Origin of the sequence: Erwinia wuhanensis (genome assembly GCF_030484085.1) — a bacterium.
GTDB classification, from domain to species: Bacteria; Pseudomonadota; Gammaproteobacteria; order Enterobacterales; family Enterobacteriaceae; genus Erwinia; species Erwinia aeris.
Genome location: NZ_JAUJUH010000001.1, coordinates 1 through 18525 on the forward strand (window position 1 = coordinate 1; position 18525 = coordinate 18525).

The following is an 18525-nucleotide window of genomic DNA, read 5'->3' on the forward strand; positions in this document are numbered from 1 at the left end:
CCAGGATGCTGACTACGCAACTGAAGTTTCTAACATGTCGAAGGCGCAGATCCTTCAGCAGGCTGGTACCTCCGTGCTGTCAAAAGCCAACCAGGTTCCACAGGGCGTTCTGTCTCTGCTGCAGTAATCTCGCACGACACGTTTCGTCGACCCGGCTACGGCCGGGTTTTTTCTGTCTTGCCCACATAAGATGGCGCGGAGAAAAAGTATGAATCGTCTTTTAATTACTATTGATCAACTTAACCGGTTAACTGATACAGAAACGACCCTGATGGATGTGGTCGAGCATTTTCACGCGCAGGGCTGGCAGATTGACCTGGTCACGCGGCTGGTGGAAGGCACCTATTTACGGCGGCTGAAGGCGTTGCAGCGAAGCGGCAACGTGCAGTGCTTTATGGAAGATGAGCATCCGCTGGCGGCCCACTACGATTTGATCTGGATTTGCCAGGGCTACATGAGTCTGAAAATGATCTCGGCTCTGCAGAAAGGCGAAATATCTGGCGTTTGCGTTTTTCAGCACTACTACGCCTATGCGGACCAGGACCTGCCCTATGGCGCGGCGCTGGAAAACAAACTGGCGGCCTACAGCCTGGCCGTTTCCGCCATCTCCTATGCGAAACTCGCGCTGAAAGGCATCGATCAACGCAAACTCCATATATTTCCTCTTTCCGTTAGCGACAGCTTCGCTCAGGTACAACCGCAGGCTATGCCGCCGCTGTCGCGCATTTTGCTGATCTCTGAAGAACAAAATGACGCCATTGGCGAGCTGCGGACGCTGCTGGCCGCGAAGGGCATCAGCCTTGACCATATCAACGCCCGACGTCGTGAGGTTGAGCTGACGCCTGAATTCCTTTCCACCTATCAGCTGGTGATGGCACAGACTCGTCCGGTGGTCCAGGCGCTGGCTGCCGGTGTCCCTGTTTATCTTACCGATACGGTTTCCGGCGCGGGCTATGTAAACGGCGAAACGCTGGAAGCGGGGCTGGATTCGCATTTCCTTGCCGATTACGGCAGTGCACCGCATCAAAGCCCTGAAGAGTGGGTACAGGATATCGTTGAGCCTTATGCCGATGCCTGGCAGTGGACGCAGGACTTCCGCGAAGAAGCTTTCCGGCAGTGGTCGCTCAGCGCGCAGATCGAGGCCGTGCTGGCCCGCTTGCCGAAAGCGGACAGGCTGCAGGTTACCGAAGCCGAAGCCGCCAGCCTGACGCTGCACCGCAAGGTGATTGCCGACGACGCCGAAAAATCCCGCGTGCTGGAAAGCTGGCTGAAAACGCGCCAGCCTTCCGAAGCGCGCATCAGCGTGCTGCTCTCCTTTATTAACCAGATGCCGGAAACCGGCAATATCGGCCTGGCGATCCTCGATCCGCACGGCGACAGCGCCGCCGTTGAGAAGACGCTTGCCTCGCTGGAGGCTCAGTATCTACAGCCGGCCCTGGTGGAAAAAGTGCGCGACAGCCAGCAGCTGGCCGGGCTGTTCAGCCAGACGCAGGCCGATTCCTTGCTGCTGGTCACCGCCGGCAGCGAGCTGATGCCGTGGGCGCTGCTGGTCTTTGCCGAGCACCGTCTGCGCCAGCCTGACGCCGCGCTCTGGTACTGCGACAGCGTCACGGGCGAAACCCTGCTGGCCGCCGAAAGCCTGTTTAAACCCGATCTGAATATCGATCTACTGCGCAGCCAGCCCTATATTGGCGAACAGATGCTGATTAACGTCGCGGCCGCGCGTGAGGCGGGCGGTTTCGACGCTGGTTTTACGCGCCTGGGCGGCATCGATCTGGCGTGGAAATTTATTGAAACCCGCGGCGCGCAGTCCATCGGCCATATCGCCGACGCGCTGATGCTGGTGCCGGAAACGGCGGAAAGCTGGCTACAGCTGCCGGAAATCGTGGCGGAAAGCGCGGCCGTGACCGCTGCGCATCTGGCGCGCTGCAATCTGCCCGCCGTGGTCGAGCCGGGCCTGCTACCGGGGCTGCATCGCGTACGCTTTACTCATCAGCAGCAGCCGCTGGTCTCCATCGTCATCCCGACGCGCGATCGCCTGCCGCTGCTGCGCCGCTGCATCGAAAGCCTGATGGAAAAAACGCAGTGGCCACATTATGAACTGCTGATCGTGGACAACAATTCTCAGGACGAGGCAACCTGTGACTATCTGGCGCAGCTTGAGGCGCTGAATATCGCTCAGCTGCGCGTGCTGCGCTGGCCGCAGGCGTTCAGCTTCTCCGCGATCAATAATTTTGCCGCCGAGCAGGCGCGCGGCGATCTGCTGCTGTTTTTAAATAACGATACCGAAATCGTCGAGGGCGAGTGGCTGTCGGCGATGGTCGAACACGCCACGCGTCCCGAAGTGGGCATTGTGGGCGCGCGGCTGGAATACCACGACGGGCGCATCCAGCATGCCGGCATCGTCGCGGGCGTGGGCCTCGGCGTCTCGCCGGTTTACGACGGCGTCAGCGTGGATAACACCGGCTATATGCAGCGCCTGCAATCGATCCTGAACGTGACCGCCGTCAGCGCGGCCTGCATGATGGTGCCGAAAGAGGTCTTTGTCGAGCTGGGCGGCTTCAGCGTCGATGAGTTCCCGGTCTACCTGGGCGACGTGGATTTTGCGCTGAAGGCGCGTGCCAGCGGCTATCTCACCGTATGGACGCCTTATGCGCGTCTGCTGCATATGGGCGGCGCAACCCGCGTGCTGGGCGAAGAAGTCGGCATTGCGTCCCATGTCGGGCCGGAGATGTTTGATACGCTGCGTGAAAAATGGCGCGGGCAGCTCAGCGTGGATGTCAGCTATAACCGTCAACTCACCAAGGTTGGCGGCAACTTCCAGCTGGGCACGCGTCAGTCGCGCTATCATCAGCCGCTGCCGGGCCGACCGCTGCCGGTAATGATGGCCTGTCATAAAAACCTGACCGGCTGCGGCAACTATCGCGTGATCAAGCCGTTCAAGGCGCTGGAAGGCAATCTGATACTGGAAGGCGGCCTGACGCACGGCCTGCCTGCGGTGATGGAGGTGGCGGAAATACAACCCGATACGCTGCTGCTGGAGCTGGTGACCGACGTCTCCATCCCCGAGCGCGTGAAGCAGTATCGTCAGGTCAGCAATACCAAAATCATTATGGAATACGATGACTACATTCCAAACCTGCCGCTGAAAAGCGTCTTCCGCAAGCAGCTGCCGAAGGATATCGTGCGCCAGCTGCGCCGTTCGGTAGAGCAGGCGGACTGGCTGGTGGTCTCCACCGTGCCGCTGGCCGAAGCCTATGCGCCGTTCCATCACGACATTCGCGTGGCGCAGAACCGCCTGGACGATCAGTGGGCCGCGCTTAACAGCCTGCGTCGTCAGGGGAAAAAGCCGCGCGTCGGCTGGGCGGGCGGCAGCAGCCATACCGGCGACCTGGAAATCCTTCTGCCCTTTATGAAAGAGCTGGAGAACGAGGTCGAGTGGGTCTTTATGGGCATGAAGCCGCAGAACGTGAAGTGCGAATTCCACTACGGCGTGCCGTTCGAGTTTTATCCCGAAAAGCTGGCGACGCTGAACCTGGATTTGGCGCTGGTGCCGCTGGAGATGAACTTCTTTAACGAGTGTAAAAGTAACCTGCGTCTGCTGGAGCTTGGCGCCTGCGGTGTGCCGGTGATCTGTACCGATATTGAGCCTTACCGCTGCGATCTGCCGGTCACCCGCGTAACCAACCGCTACAAAGACTGGATGAACGCCATTCGCGAACATCTGGCCGATATGGACGCGCTGGCGGCCAGGGGCGACGCGCTGCGCGCCGGCGTATTCCGCGACTGGATGCTGCGTGACGAAGGCCTGACGGACTGGCAGAACGCCTGGCTGCCGCGAGGCTAGTTTCAGGTGATTTTTATGGCTGACCGGGAGCGCCTGGTCAGCCCGCTCTAATTAAAAAGTACGGCTCGCAAGGGGGCAGGATGATTGGCGGAAAAAAAATTGGCGTAGGCATCGTGACCTATAATCGCAAAGCCGGACTGATAAAACTTTATCAGTCGCTGCCTCGCGATATTATCGACGCGTTAGTCGTGGTTAACGACGGCGCTTATTATCCCGAACTCGGCGAGCTGGATTGCCATCTTCACCATAACGAAGTGAATCAGGGCGTTGGCCGCAGCAAAAATATTGCGCTGCGCTATCTTCAGGCTCAGGAAGTCGACCATTTCTTTCTGATCGAAGATGATATTTTCGTTAAGGATCCGTCCGTTTTTGCCCGTTATATCGAATTATCTGCCCGCACCGGCATTCAACATTTTAATTTTAGCCAGCATGGCGATAAAAATGTGCAGCCGGACGGTACGCCGCGTCCTTGCTATATTATGGATTACGGCGATTTTGTTATGCCGCTGTATCCGGCCTGCGTGGGCGCATTCTGCTATTACTCCAGAGCCTGCCTGGAAAAAGTCGGGCTGATGGATGAAATTTACTATAACGCCGTGGAGCATCTCGACCACACCTATGCCGTTATTAAAGCGGGACTGCATCCGTCCTATCACTATTTCCCGGATTTGGATAATTCAGGCCAGTATCTGGGCGATGAAGGCTGGAGCCCGCAGCAGTCAACGATTTCCGGCAAGCTCTCTTCCCGGGCCATAAGCCTGGTCGCCGCAACGTACTTCCAGGAAAAGCATGGCTGCCTGCCGCCGAAAATTCCTGCGGTATCGACCGAGGCATTGAAAAAAGAGCTGGCTACGCTGAAAAAGCGTTATGCCATTAGCGCCAGCCTGGTTAGCTAACCGTTTTCTGCTTTATTCACTTCTGCTTCTCTGACAAGCTTCGCTTTTCTGGCGAAGCGTGTCTTTTTATCTCGCCTGTTTTTTTTGCCTGAAACTTGCCGTCTGGCCCGTATCCAAAAGCCGCTTATTTTGTTATCACACTCAGGTTTTGCCCTTGCGGCACTGGAGAAAAAATGCGCCAGGCCGATAACTCTTTTTTATAACAATTCATTTTGATCCTCTTGCGGAGTGTGACATGCGCTTCAATTACGACCTGCTGCCTGGCGAACTGTTGCCGTTCGATGAAATTGCCGAACGCTATGGCCAGAAATACCCTGAGGATAAATCGCTAACCCCTCATGGATTACTCAGTCCTTCTACCTCCAGCAAGAACTGGATTATCCGGGCGATTTTCGCCAGCAGGGATATCCACGGCGCGCTGGAGGATGTGCTTTTTATCTCTAACGATAACGAACGTAAAAATTATTTGCAGCGCTTTGAGCACTACCTGCAAAAACAGGAGAGCTTTCTCTATTTTCGTCGCCCGCCCGCACCCGCGCCGTGGAACGTCTGGAAGGTGATGGGCGAGAGCAAGGTGGTGGCGATGCTGGATCCGGCCTCGATTATGGCGCAAAGCCTGATGGCACAGCGTGGTTTTACGCTTAGCCTGCTGCGCACCGATGAGGAAGACGAGTACTGGCAGCTGTACGACAGCCAGACGCGGCCCTGTTTTGAATATGCGAGACAGCTCCAGTTCCTGGTGGTGCTCAGCTCGCCGCTGCTGCCGCCTACGGCAGGCGTAATGCCCGGCACGCAGGTAGGGCGCCGCGTCAAAGCGCGTCTCTGGCAGCGCATCAGCCAGCAGTCTTTCAGCACGGCGGTGCGTGAACGCTACGGCGCCTGCGTGATCACCGGCACCAAAGTGCATGAAAATGCCAGCTACCCGTGGGTAGAGGCCTGCCATATTGTGACGGAAGAGAACGAAAGCGGTTTTCTGAAAGACAATAACGTGGATAACGGGCTTTTTCTGCGTAGCGACCTGCAACGGCTGTTCGCCAGCCATCTGCTGTTGATTGATGGCGAGACGGGCAGGATCTCTTTTCGACACAGCCTGCCAGCCGATGAAGAGTTAAGCTCTGCTTATCAGGATCTTGCCGGTAAAACCTGTGCATTATGGGAGCAGGTGCCCACAGCGACACGGCAGAGACTGCTAAGGTTGCGTTAGCTTTCCGTAAAAAGCGGTGCCCGACGCCGCTTTTTTCCACAAAAATGAAATAACCCGCCTTTTTTACCGCTATTCCTCCAATCAATCCGCACTACAGAAACAGATAATCATGCCGATAACTTAACTAACGCAGGATAGTCATAGTGAACGATCTATATACCGTCGGTGGCGTGATGGATAAAAACTCGCTGTGGCAGCGCTATGTGCCGCTGGTGCGTCATGAGGCGCTGCGCTTACAGGTCAGGTTGCCAGCCAGTGTTGAACTGGACGACCTCCTGCAGGCGGGTGGCATTGGGCTGCTGAATGCCGTCGAACGTTACGATGCGCTGCAGGGCACGGCATTTACTACCTATGCCGTACAGCGCATACGTGGCGCGATGCTGGATGAATTACGTAGCCGTGACTGGGCGCCTCGCAGCGTGCGTCGTAACGCGCGCGAAGTTGCCACCGCCATGCATCGCGTCGAACAAAGTCTTGGAAGGCCGGCCAGCGAGCAGGAAGTCGCGGCACAGCTTGACGTGTCATTAGAAGAGTACCGGCAGATCCTGCTGGATACCAATAATAGCCAGCTGTTCTCTTACGACGAATATCGTGAGGAACATGGCGACAGCGCGGAGCTGGTGACGGAAGGCCACGAAGAGGCTAACCCGCTACACCAGTTAATGGAAGGGAATCTGCGCGAACGCGTCATTGAAGCGATCGAGGCGCTGCCCGAACGCGAAAAAATGGTGCTGACGCTTTATTACCAGGAAGAGCTGAATCTGAAAGAGATTGGCGCAGTGCTGGAGGTCGGGGAATCCCGTGTCAGCCAGCTGCACAGTCAGGCGATAAAACGCCTGCGCGCCCGGTTAACGGGAGCGCGCTGACGGAGTCAGTTTTGCACTCTCAACACCAACCGGGGACTCCAAATGGGATCCAAAATTAAAATGAGGCCGCTGAGCCGCTATTTGAAAGATTTTAAGCACAGCCAGACTAACTGTTCACACTGTAGTAAAGTTCTCGATCGTATGGCGTTGGTTTTCCGCGGGCAGATCATCAATAAAGAGGCGATCGCCCGCATGGACCAGCCGATTGACGACCAGGTCTGGTCAAAGCTCCAGCTTGAGCTGACCGCGCTGTGTCGTTTTTGCAGTGATATTTACTGCAATACGAATCCTACCTATTTTGACATCATGGCGTTTAAACAGTATCTGTTTGAGCAGACCGAGATGAGCCACAGCACGATCCGCGAATATGTTGTTCGCCTGCGTCGCCTTGACGGGATGCTGTCGGCCCGTAATTTTCCGGCGGAAAGACTGGCCGGCAACAGCTGGCACGAATGTCTGGAAAACGATCTTCCCGATGCGGGCAACAATAATTACCGCATCGCCCTGCGCAAATACGATCAGTTTTTAGGCTGGCAGCGCAATTAGATTGGGACGACAGCCTCTTTTACGTTACCTTTTAGCTATGTTTTGTAAAACTGTAATAACTTTTCCTGCGTTGTTAAGGGATTGGTTAAGTAAAGGCTTACAAGATAAACTTATAAAAAATATACCTCTGAAAAAGTTACAGCGGTTTGTAACGGTTTCTGACATGTCTGAATGTGGGCATGACGTGGACATCAGGGCAGCGCAATATCGCTGCCCTGAATTTACAGTATCAGCAGTCCTGAACTGTTAACCTGCCAGCCAACGGCCCCAGCGCGATGGTATTTTCCCGATCTCAAAGCTATATGCGCATAACTTATCGTCAGCGCTATGCTTGCGAGCCCACACATTTGCTGTAAAACATGATATTTCCCTCGTTCATCATGACGTGACCAGTAAATATATGCCGCAATATGTGGAGTGATTGGCCTGGCGGCATGGCATTACAGCATCACTACTATCCCGCAGACAAAATCGGCGCTACACCGCACCCGCCCGCACGATTCAGCTCGAAAAAACTTCCCAGTTTGGATTTTCTTCAATCGGTATCAGCAGCCCGCGCCGCTGGCGGATCCCCCAGGCAAACAGCCAAAGCAAATTTCATTTTTCAGAAAAAGGATCGGGTAAAGATTGTTTAAAGACATAACACGTGGATAAAAAAGGGATTATTTTCATTTTTTGCAAACTATCCGGGATGAACTGGCATCAGGTTATAAGCTAATGCTGAAGTAAGTTATTAAAAATTAAAAAATTATTTTTTGGGTGTTCTGGCTAAATTAAATACCTTACGGATAGAAATAGCTATCCCTATTAGTTATTCTTGACACGGTTTATTGGACGAAAGGGAAAATGTATGGATGCAAAATCTATTGCCCGTGGGGTGGTTGACGGTATCTCGTCAGTACCTTCTGGGATGTATGACGGCGTAATCAGAACCTGGCAAGGGAGTGGTTTGGCTGGCGAGCGGTTAAAAGATCGAAACCAAAGGGAGACGGAAAGATTTTTTAGGGTGGTTAAATCGCTGGGAAACAAGGAGGAACCATTGCGCCGCCTGATCACCATCGTTATGACAGACTTTTATGAAAAGCTGGACGATAACGGGCAAGGCGCTGTGAATAAAAAACTAAATTATGGCGCTGGGCGGCTGGCAGGCAAAACGGCAACGCAATTTATAGTTGCCCATGCGGCCGCAAATCTTATATTGCGCAAATCAACGTCAACGTATATCTGGAAAAAATTTATCCGCTACGGTACGTCATTCTCATTAAACATGCTGATGACGCAAGGATTAATAGAGGAGGCGGCTAAAGCTTCGCGGTGCCTGCGACGCGATTACCCGCAAACGTACTATAAAATTTCTGATGAAAATCTTGATATGGTTTATTTTTTGGTCGAGCCTGCGCTTGAACCTTATCTGAAATATATCAACAGTAGCCCAATGATTTGTAAGGCGGTTCAGCATGAACTCTGCAAAATCCTCGCTAAGTAAATTGGGCAAAATTGCCAGCTGGGGCGCTTCTCATTTTCTTGAGGCCATGATTACCGGACTTTGCTCAATAGCTGCTTTTTTGTCGTTGTTTCTGCTGGAGGGTGGTGTAATGAAAACAGTTGGCTTTGTCGGCTTCTTTGTTTTGGGATACCTGCTTTCACTTGGACTCGGACTGCTGAGAGGAGAGCGTTAGCGCTTTGCTTTCACCTGGACCTGGACTGTTGAGAGGAGAGCGTTAGCGCTTTGCGATCCCTGATAGCTTATAATATACAAGCCCGCCTGGAAGCGGGTTTTTTTTATATAGTCAGTGTGTGGTATTGGCTTAAAACCATTTTTTTCAATATGTTATCCTTGCCTTCGCAACAGTAAGGATGACTTTTTGCTGCTGTGGAGGCTACGTTGTCCTTACATCTTTTACACTCATTTCCCCGGCTGGAACTGCTTGGCGCGCCGACGCCGCTTGAGCATCTGCCTCGTCTTTCCGACTATCTGGGGCGCGATATTTTTATCAAACGCGACGACTTCACGCCCGTAGCCCTGGGCGGCAACAAACTGCGCAAGCTTGAGTTCCTGGCGGCGGATGCGCTGCGCCAGGGCGCGGACGTGCTGCTGACCGCCGGCGCTATCCAGTCTAACCATGTCCGTCAAACCGCCGCCGTGGCCGCAAAGCTGGGCCTGAAGTGCGTGGCGCTGCTGGAAAATCCGGGCATTACCCATCTTGAAAATTACGCCACTAACGGCAATCGCCTGCTGCTGGATCTGATGGATGTGGAAGTGGTGATGGTCGATGCGCTGCACGATCCCGCCGCGCAGCTGGCTGAACAATGCACGCGGCTGGAAGCGCAGGGCTTTCGGCCTTATGTAGTGCCGGTTGGCGGCTCCAACGCGCTGGGCGCGCTGGGATACGTAGAATGTGCTCAGGAAATTGCTCATCAGAGCGAAGGCGTGGTAGATTTTGCCGCTGTCGTTGTTGCCTCCGGCAGTGCCGGAACCCATGCCGGTCTCGCCGTAGGACTGGAGCAGCTGCTGCCGGACACCGAGCTGGTTGGCGTAACCGTTTCGCGCAGCGTTGCTGAACAGCAGCCTAAAGTGGTCGCTATTCAACAGGCGCTCGCCGCGCAGCTTGAGCTAACAGCGCAGGCGCCCGTGACGCTCTGGGACGACTATTTCGCGCCGGGCTACGGGATGCCGAGCGAAGAGGGCACGGAGGCGATCAAACTGTTGGCCAGGCTTGAAGGGATATTTCTGGACCCGGTCTATACTGGCAAGGTAATGGCCGGATTGATTGACGGCATCGCACAAAAGCGTTTTCGCCGCGAAGGCCCGCTACTGTTCGTTCACACGGGTGGTTCGCCGGCGCTGTTTGCTTATCATCCTCTGCGGTGATCCGCAGGCCTTCGGAAAGAAAGCTGACTACACACTATTAATCTGCATCTCAACATGGAGCGCTTATGAATTTTTCTCTGGTTCGTCGCCAACTGGTAACGGGAATGATGTCGCTGGCGCTGGTGGCTGGCGTTGCCACCAAGGCTACTGCTGCCCCGGAAAACCTGCTGAATAAAGTAAAAGAACGCGGCACGCTGCTGGTGGGCCTGGAAGGAACCTATCCGCCATTCAGCTTCCAGGACGAAAACGGCAAACTGGCCGGTTTTGAGGTCGATTTCGCCAACGCCCTGGCACAGCATCTGGGCGTCAAGGCCAGCCTGAAACCGACCAAGTGGGACGGCATGTTGGCCTCGCTGGACTCAAAGCGCATCGATGTGGTGATCAACCAGGTCACCATCTCCGACGAGCGCAAAAAGAAGTATGACTTCTCTACGCCTTATACCGTTTCCGGTATCCAGGCGCTGACCAAAGCCGATAAGGCCGACAGCATCACTAAGCCTGCCGATCTCAGCGGCAAAAAAGTGGGGCTGGGACTGGGCACCAACTACGAGCAGTGGCTGCGTGAAAACGTGAAGAACGTCGATATCCGTACTTATGACGACGATCCAACTAAATATCAGGATCTGCGCGTTGGCCGAATTGATGCGATCCTGGTTGACCGTCTGGCCGCGCTGGATCTGGTGAAGAAAACCGGTAAAACGCTGGCGGTAGCCGGCCCGGCCTTCTCTCGTCAGGAAGCGGGCGTGGCGCTGCGCAAAGACAACCCGGAAATGCTGGCGGCGGTCGATAAAGCCATTGCGGACATGCAGAAAGACGGTTCGCTGGCTAAGATTTCCGACAAATGGTTTGGCGTGGACGTAACTAAATAATGCAGGAAAGTTTACAACTGGTGCTGGATTCAGCACCATTTTTACTGAAAGGCGCGCTTTTCACCCTCCAGCTCAGCATCGGCGGCATGTTCTTCGGGCTGCTGCTGGGCTTCGTGCTGGCGATGATGCGTCTTTCCCACTTCTGGCCCATAGCCTGGCTGTCGCGTTTCTACGTGTCGATATTTCGCGGCACGCCGCTGATCGCCCAGCTGTTTATGATCTACTACGGCCTGCCGCAGTTCGGCATTGAGCTGGATCCAATCCCTTCCGCCATGATTGGCCTGTCGCTGAATACGGCGGCCTACGCTTCCGAATCGCTGCGCGGTGCTATCGCCGCCATCGAGCGCGGCCAGTGGGAAGCGGCGGCCAGTATCGGCATGACGCGCTGGCAGACGCTGCGCCGGGTTATTCTGCCGCAGGCCGCCCGTACCGCGCTGCCGCCGTTAGGCAACAGCTTTATCAGCCTCGTGAAAGATACCTCGCTGGCCGCCACCATTCAGGTGCCGGAGCTGTTCCGCCAGGCGCAGCTGATCACCTCGCGCACGCTGGAAGTTTTTACCATGTATCTGGCGGCTTCGCTGATTTACTGGGTGATGGCGACTTTACTCTCCATGCTGCAAAGCAGGCTGGAAAACCACGTTAACCGCCAGGATCGGGAGGCAAAATGAGCGCCATTGAAGTCAGCGGGCTGGTGAAGAAATTTAACGGCCACACGGTGCTGCACGATATCGATCTGGAGGTCGCTTCGGGCGAAGTGGTGGCGATAATCGGCCCAAGCGGCTCGGGCAAAACCACGCTGCTGCGCAGCATCAATCTGCTGGAAACCCCGGACAGCGGCACCATTAAAGTGGGCAATATCCGTATTGATGCCGCCGCCGGCATGAACCGTCAGAAAGAGCAGGTACGCCGTCTGCGCCAGCAGGTAGGCTTTGTTTTCCAGAACTTTAATCTGTTTCCCCATCGTTCGGTGCTGGAAAACATCATTGAAGGGCCAACCATCGTGAAAGGCGAACCAAAAGCCGAAGCGGTGGCGCGTGCGCGTCAGCTGCTGGAGAAGGTTGGGCTGGCGGGCAGGGAAGAGAGCTATCCGCGTCGGCTTTCCGGCGGCCAGCAGCAGCGCGTGGCTATCGCCCGTGCGCTGGCGATGCGCCCGGAGGTGATCCTGTTCGATGAGCCGACCTCCGCGCTGGATCCCGAGCTGGTAGGCGAAGTGCTCAATACCATCAGGGCGCTGGCGCAGGAGAAGCGCACTATGGTTATCGTCACGCATGAGATGAGCTTTGCGCGTGACGTTGCCGATCGCGCCATCTTTATGGATCAGGGTCGCATCGTGGAGCAGGGCAGCGCAAAAGCACTGTTCAGCCATCCCGAACACCCGCGCACCCGTCAGTTCCTGGAAAAGTTTCTTTCGCAATAACCCTGTAAAATTGCCGGTTAATTCCGGCAATTTTCAGCGCGCCAGCTGAATAAGCTTTTTCTTAAATATCTTTCATGCCGCTTCGTTATAAAATAGCCGTTCTTCCTGCGTAAACAGCTCTCCCGCCTGTGCTTTCCCTTACCCGCCTTCGTTTTGGAGAAGTTGCTTAAGACGTCAGTCTCTTAAAAGAGGAATAATTTATTAACTTATTGCAAATTTCCAGGGTAAGGTAAATTCGCTTCGCGAGAAGAGGAATGTTCTGAATATGCATGATGCCGGGCATGACTAAGTATTCAGGGCCAGCAGCAGCCACATTGTATATATTTGTCAGCGTACGGTCAGGGCCAGATAATATTAAATATCTCGGCTACGGGGAGGTATCGCTACCTCATGTTATCCCAGTTTATGACGGTCGGAGTAATATAATGAATACGACTCAAAAGCAGGATATTGCCTGGATAAACAGTTTAAAAGGCCTCTGCATTTTACTCGTGGTTTTATATCATGTTGTCCTGCCAGGCTATGCCGAAATGATTGGCCATCTGGTTGCTGGCTTTATGCCTGCTAAATTATGGCTGGCCTTTAATAATTATCTTTCGCCGCTGAGGATGCCCGCCTTTTTCTTTGTCTCTGGCCTGCTGGCGACCAACGGCATTATTAACCGTCCATGGAAGCAGGTTTTTACCAGTCGCGTTACCAATCTTTTCTATCTCTATTTCCTTTGGGGCGTGATCCAATGGCTGATGATCCGGGGCGTCTCCAATGAGGTGATGGGCGAACAGCTCTCCAAAAACACCAACGCGGCCTGGGCGGCCACGCCGGTGGAGTCGGTTAAATTAATGCTGCTGGCGATGAGCTCCTCCTGGTATCTTTATGCGCTTGGCCTGTTTTTTGTGTTCGCCAAACTGTTCCGCGAGCAGCGGCTTGCGATGATGACCATTGCGGTTTTGCTGAATTACGCCGCCGTCATGAAAATCATCCCAGGCTGGGGACCGGAAAGCGTCGCGCAGTATCTGATCTTCTTCCTGCTGGGTACCTTTTACAGCAGCACTTTGCTGCGCTGGAGCGAATGGCGTCGCAGCAATCTGGTGCCCTGGGCCGCGCTGATAGCGCTGTCGCTGATCCACGCTAAGCTCGGTATTCCCCATAGCCTGTTCCTGTGTGCGCTCGCTGTTTTAATCTCCGTCGCCGCCTGCCGGACGCTGAATCGCTACTTTACGCTGGGCTGGCTAAACTGGCTGGGCAGAAACACGCTGCAAATTTACGTGCTGCACCGCATCTTTATCGAATTCTTTGGCATGTCCGCCATTTTGTTCGCGGAACATCATCAGCTGTTCGCTAACAAAGCGTTCTCCATGCTGTGGGCGACAGCTTTCCCGGTGGTAATGGTGGCGCTGTGCGCGGGCTGTTCGGTAGGCGTGTGGACGTTGCTTAATCGGGGCATCGGCAAAAATCTGTTTATCTATCCACGGCTGCTGCGCGTCAAAGTTGATGCCTGACAGAAAACACCAGGCGTAAGAAGGCCGCTTATTAGCGGCCTTTTTCTTATGACTTTAAACGCATCAGGTGGCTACTTTTTCCGGTCAGCCGCGCGGCTAAACCAAAAAAGGGGCGAACTGCTTCGCCCCTTGTACGGAATCCGCTGCTTTAAGCCTGTCGGGCAGGCCGACGGGCGCGTTAGCCGATGGTCATCAGGCTGGCGTTGCCGCCTGCCGCTGCGGTATTGACGCTCAGCGAGCGCTCAATCAGCAGGCGTTCCAGCAGCAGATTGGTTTCGCCGCGGGCAAAGCCCTGGACGGAAACAATCGCGCCTTCACGAGCGGCCACCGTTTCGCAAACTGTTCTGAGCTGATCGGCATCGCCGTGGTAAATCACCGCCTCAAACTCGTTATGCTGCGCCAGCGGTTCGACCGCAAAGTCGATACGGCTCTGCACGGCTGTGGGCAGTTTCTTCGCCAGCGCGCGATGCAGTTCATCATCCTGCCACAGCGCGCGGCTGCCCACGGCGGTGACCGCCGCCAGCTGCACCAGCGCATCCTGCTCGTTATCCGCCAGGCAGACCACGCGCTCGCGCGGCAGCAGGGTAAAGGTGTTGCGTTCGCCCGTCGGGCCGGGCAGCAGGCGAACGGTGCCGCTCTGGCCCAGCTCGGCAAACTGTTTGCAGACCGCAGCCAGCTCCGGCTTGTCTTTCGCCCACTCCGTCAGCGCCTGATGAGTGGTCAGCAGCACCGGACGCAGCGCCGCATCAACCGGACGCTCGACGTCCTGGCGATCCAGCGTAACCTTCAGCGCGCCTTCCGGGCGATGCGAGAGCAGACGATAGAGATAGAGCGGGCCGCCCGCTTTCGGACCGGTGCCGGACAGGCCTTCGCCACCGAACGGCTGGACGCCTACGACGGCCCCTACCATATTGCGGTTGACGTACAGGTTGCCGACTTTGGCGCGGCTGGTGACCTGATTGATGGTTTCATCAATACGGGTATGCACGCCCAGCGTCAGGCCGTAGCCGGAAGCGTTGATCTGCTCAATAATTTTCGGCAGCGTGCTGCGGTTGTAGCGCACCACGTGCAGCACCGGCCCGAAAATTTCCTTATCCAGATCGGCGACGTTTTCCAGCTCAATCAGCGTTGGCGGAATAAAGGTGCCGGTCTGCCACTCTTTGCTGTCGTGCTTATCGTTAAACGCCGCCTGATACACTTTCATGCCTTTGCTGCGCATCGCCTGAATATGGCGTTCGATATTTTCTTTCGCTTCGCTGTCGATCACCGGCCCGATATCGGTAGACAGGCGCTCCGGGTTGCCCATACGGCATTCGGCCATCGCGCCGCGCAGCATTTGCAGCGTGTGGTCGGCAACATCATCCTGAATACAGAGCAGACGCAGGGCAGAGCAGCGTTGACCGGCGCTGTCAAAGGCAGAAGCCACGATATCGACCACGACCTGTTCCGTCAGCGCGGAGGAGTCCACGATCATGGTGTTCATGCCGCCGGTTTCCGCAATCAGCGGCGTCGGTCTGCCTTGCGGATCCAGACGACCGGCCAGATTACGTTGCAGTAGCGTTGCTACGGCAGTCGAACCGGTAAACATCACGCCGCGTACGCGGTCGTCGCCGGTCAGCTGAGCGCCGACGGTTTCACCCAGGCCCGGCAGCAGCTGTAGGGCACCAACCGGCACGCCCGCTTCATGCAGAATAGCGACGGCGGCAGCGGCCACCAGCGGCGTCTGCTCGGCAGGCTTGGCCAGCACGCTGTTGCCTGCTGCCAGCGCTGCGGCAATTTGACCGGTGAAGATTGCCAGCGGGAAGTTCCACGGGCTGATGCAAACCACCGGGCCAAGCGGACGGTGCGTTTCGTTATCGAAATCGTCGCGAACCTGGCCTGCATAGTAGTGCAGGAAGTCGACCGCTTCGCGTACCTCGGCGATAGCGTTGTTAAAGGTCTTTCCGGCCTCACGCACCAGGATCCCCAACAGGCGCTGTAGCTGAGCTTCCATCAGCTCGGCGGCACGGGTCAGGATCTCCGCACGGGCGGCAGGCGGCGTGGCGAACCAAATCGGGCCGGCATTGACGGCGGCGTCCAGCGCGGTCGAAACATCTTTCCCGGTAGCGTGGCGCACATAGCCCACGATATCGGCAGGCTCCGCCGGATTGAGCACCGGCAGCTGTTCGCTGGCTTCCGTTTCGCCATCGATAACCGGCGCGGCGTACCACGGCTGGATAGCGCTGTTCAGCAGGGCGCTGGAGAGCGAAGCCAGGCGGTGTTCGTTAGCCAGATCCAGACCGGCGGAGTTCTGACGCGTTGCGCCATAGAGATCGCGCGGCAGCGGGATCTTCGGATGCGGCAGACCAATCGCCCCTTCGGTGCGGGCCAGTTTTTCCACTTCATCGACCGGATCGGCGACCAGATCTTCAATCTGGAGCGTGTTATCGGCAATGCGGTTCACAAACGACGTGTTGGCACCGTTTTCCAGCAGGCGGCGCACCAGGTAGGCCAGCAGCGTTTCGTGCGTGCCGACCGGTGCATAGATCCGGCACGGGCGGTTAAGCTTGCCATCCGCCACTTTGCCGACCACCTGCTCGTACAGCGGTTCGCCCATGCCGTGCAGGCACTGGAACTCGTACTGACCAGGGTAGTAGTTATTGCCCGCCATCTGATAGATAACCGCCAGCGTATGCGCGTTGTGCGTCGCGAACTGCGGATAGATCAGGTTCGGTACGGCCAGCAGTTTACGGGCGCAGGCCAGATAAGAGATGTCGGTGTAAACCTTACGGGTGAACACCGGATAGCCTTCCAGGCCGTCCATCTGGGCGCGCTTGATCTCGCTGTCCCAGTAGGCACCTTTCACCAGGCGGATCATCAGGCGGCGACGGCTGCGCTGGGCCATGTCGATCAGCGCGTCGATCACAAACGGGCAGCGCTTCTGATAGGCCTGGATAACAAAGCCGATGCCGTTCCAGCCTTCCAGCTCCGGCTCAAAGCAGAGTTTTTCCAGCAGATCCAGCGACAGCTCCAGGCGATCCGCTTCTTCCGCATCGATGTTGATGCCAATGTCGTAAGAGCGTGCCAGCAGCGTCAGCGATTTCAAAATGGGGTAAAGTTCGTTCATCACGCGCTCGTACTGCGCGCGGCTGTAGCGCGGATGCAGCGCGGAAAGCTTGATGGAAATGCCCGGCCCTTCATAGATGCCGCGACCGTTGGAGGCTTTACCGATAGCGTGGATCGCCTGCTGATAGGAAACCAGATAGGCTTCAGCGTCTTTTGCCGTCAGCGCGGCCTCGCCCAGCATATCGTAAGAGTAGCGGAAGCCTTTCTCTTCCAGCTTGCGGGCGTTCGCCAGCGCTTCCGCGATGGTTTCGCCAGTGACAAACTGCTCGCCCATCAGGCGCATCGCCATATCCACGCCTTTGCGGATCAGCGGCTCGCCGCTTTTACCGATGATGCGGTTCAGCGAGCGCGACAAATTCGCCTCGTTGTGCGTGGCGACCAGGCGGCCGGTAAACAGCAGGCCCCAGGTGGCGGCGTTAACAAACATCGAAGGGCTGCGGCCCAGATGCGACTGCCAGTTGCCGTTGCTGATTTTATCGCGGATCAGCGCGTCACGGGTTGGCTTATCTGGAATACGCAGCAGCGCTTCCGCCAGGCACATCAGCGCAACGCCTTCCTGTGAAGAAAGTGAAAACTCCTGAAGCAGCGATTGCACCATACCGGCGCGGCCGCCTGCCCCTTTTTGGTGCCTGAGCGCCGAAGCCAGCTTGTGGGCAAGACGTTGGGTTTGCTGCGCCAGCGGCTGCGGCAGACGTGCCTGTTCAAGGAGCATCGGCACTGCTTCCGTCTCCGGGCGACGCCACGCGGCGGTAATGGCGGAGCGGGTTACCGATTGCGGCAGAATATGTTCGGCAAACTCCAGAAAAGGCTGATGCAGCTCCTCGACCGGCGCGTCTTCGCTCTCCTGAGCCGTAGCCTGCAAGGGGAATTCCGGCAGGGCGTCGCCTCTCTCCAGCTGTTCCAGATAGTTAAAAATAGCCTGTTTGATCAGCCAGTGAGGTGTGCGATCGATCTGGCCCGCAGCCTGACGAATGCGGTCACGCGTGGCCTCGTCCAGCTTAACGCCCATAGTGGTTGTGCCCATGCCTTAAAACTCCTTGCAAATAGTCAAAACAGATCTGGCAAGCAATATCACTTAAGTTGCAACTTTGTGCAACCTTGTTAAATGTGAGGCTGATTGCAGAGTGTAAAAACGCTTTTTTAAAAAGCGGCATGGATATTGCTGCAAAAATCCGGCCAGCTTTACAGATTGCAGTAAAACTGGGTTCTGAAAAGGTTTTTTGAGAGGTGTAACCGGTGACACTGTGATCCAGTGCAACCTGTCGAATCTTCTTTCCAGATGCAAGGTGAAATTAATGTAACGATTGTGTTAAACCATTGGCGAGTATTGTGCCCGTCAGTGCTTTGCGGCAGGATACCCCGCCCTGGGTGGTTAAAAGTGGCGCCGCAACGTTCCGGCGGCGG

The 18525-nt window shown here is 56.0% G+C and carries 14 protein-coding genes; 13 read left to right on the forward strand and 1 reads right to left on the reverse strand.

Annotated features, from left to right (window positions below; translation table 11 throughout):
• The 13 genes from QZH36_RS00005 to QZH36_RS00065 form a co-directional block, all read left to right on the forward strand.
• Positions 1-127 (forward strand): flagellin (locus tag QZH36_RS00005; RefSeq protein WP_301729716.1); only part of this gene is annotated, 127 nt, incomplete at its 5' end.
• Positions 128-208: 81 nt separating this feature from the next.
• On the forward strand, positions 209-3847 hold the full coding sequence (locus QZH36_RS00010; protein ID WP_301729411.1) for a glycosyltransferase: 3639 nt from the start codon (positions 209-211) through the stop codon (positions 3845-3847).
• 80 nt (positions 3848-3927) lie between these two features.
• Positions 3928-4743 (forward strand): glycosyltransferase family 2 protein, encoded by an 816-nt coding sequence (locus QZH36_RS00015; protein WP_301729412.1) that lies wholly within the window; start codon positions 3928-3930, stop codon positions 4741-4743.
• Positions 4744-4978: 235 nt separating this feature from the next.
• Positions 4979-5947, forward strand: coding sequence for an HNH endonuclease signature motif containing protein (locus tag QZH36_RS00020; RefSeq protein WP_301729413.1), 969 nt, complete (start codon positions 4979-4981; stop codon positions 5945-5947).
• Positions 5948-6090: 143 nt separating this feature from the next.
• The gene (locus tag QZH36_RS00025; protein WP_253460517.1) at positions 6091-6813 is read left to right on the forward strand and encodes an RNA polymerase sigma factor FliA; all 723 of its coding nucleotides are present in this window, start codon (positions 6091-6093) and stop codon (positions 6811-6813) included.
• A 42-nt stretch (positions 6814-6855) separates the two neighbouring features.
• Positions 6856-7359, forward strand: a complete 504-nt coding sequence (gene fliZ, locus QZH36_RS00030) for a flagella biosynthesis regulatory protein FliZ (RefSeq protein WP_253460520.1) — start codon at positions 6856-6858, stop codon at positions 7357-7359.
• Positions 7360-8209: 850 nt separating this feature from the next.
• Positions 8210-8845 (forward strand): Ssp6 family T6SS pore-forming effector, encoded by a 636-nt coding sequence (locus tag QZH36_RS00035; RefSeq protein WP_301729414.1) that lies wholly within the window; start codon positions 8210-8212, stop codon positions 8843-8845.
• On the forward strand, positions 8817-9038 hold the full coding sequence (locus QZH36_RS00040; RefSeq protein ID WP_301253397.1) for a hypothetical protein: 222 nt from the start codon (positions 8817-8819) through the stop codon (positions 9036-9038). Before QZH36_RS00035 ends, QZH36_RS00040 begins: the two co-directional genes overlap by 29 nt.
• 206 nt (positions 9039-9244) lie before the next feature.
• On the forward strand, positions 9245-10231 hold the full coding sequence (locus tag QZH36_RS00045) for a D-cysteine desulfhydrase (protein ID WP_253460532.1): 987 nt from the start codon (positions 9245-9247) through the stop codon (positions 10229-10231).
• 65 nt (positions 10232-10296) lie between these two features.
• Positions 10297-11100: a cystine ABC transporter substrate-binding protein gene (gene tcyJ, locus QZH36_RS00050; RefSeq protein ID WP_125290927.1), complete on the forward strand. Its 804-nt coding sequence runs from the start codon at positions 10297-10299 to the stop codon at positions 11098-11100.
• Entirely contained in the window at positions 11100-11768 is a 669-nt protein-coding gene (gene tcyL, locus QZH36_RS00055; protein WP_253460535.1) for a cystine ABC transporter permease, read from the forward strand. The genes tcyJ and tcyL overlap by 1 nt, the downstream gene beginning before the upstream one ends.
• Complete coding sequence (gene tcyN, locus QZH36_RS00060; RefSeq protein ID WP_253460538.1) at positions 11765-12517, forward strand: L-cystine ABC transporter ATP-binding protein TcyN; 753 nt, start codon at positions 11765-11767, stop codon at positions 12515-12517. Before tcyL ends, tcyN begins: the two co-directional genes overlap by 4 nt.
• Positions 12518-12942: 425 nt before the next feature.
• The gene (locus QZH36_RS00065) at positions 12943-14016 is read left to right on the forward strand and encodes an acyltransferase family protein (protein ID WP_301729415.1); all 1074 of its coding nucleotides are present in this window, start codon (positions 12943-12945) and stop codon (positions 14014-14016) included.
• Between the two features lie 178 nt (positions 14017-14194).
• Here QZH36_RS00065 and putA read toward each other — a convergent pair whose 3' ends face one another.
• The gene (putA, locus tag QZH36_RS00070) at positions 14195-18145 is read right to left on the reverse strand and encodes a trifunctional transcriptional regulator/proline dehydrogenase/L-glutamate gamma-semialdehyde dehydrogenase (RefSeq protein WP_253460544.1); all 3951 of its coding nucleotides are present in this window, start codon (positions 18143-18145) and stop codon (positions 14195-14197) included.
• Positions 18146-18525 lie beyond the last annotated feature (380 nt).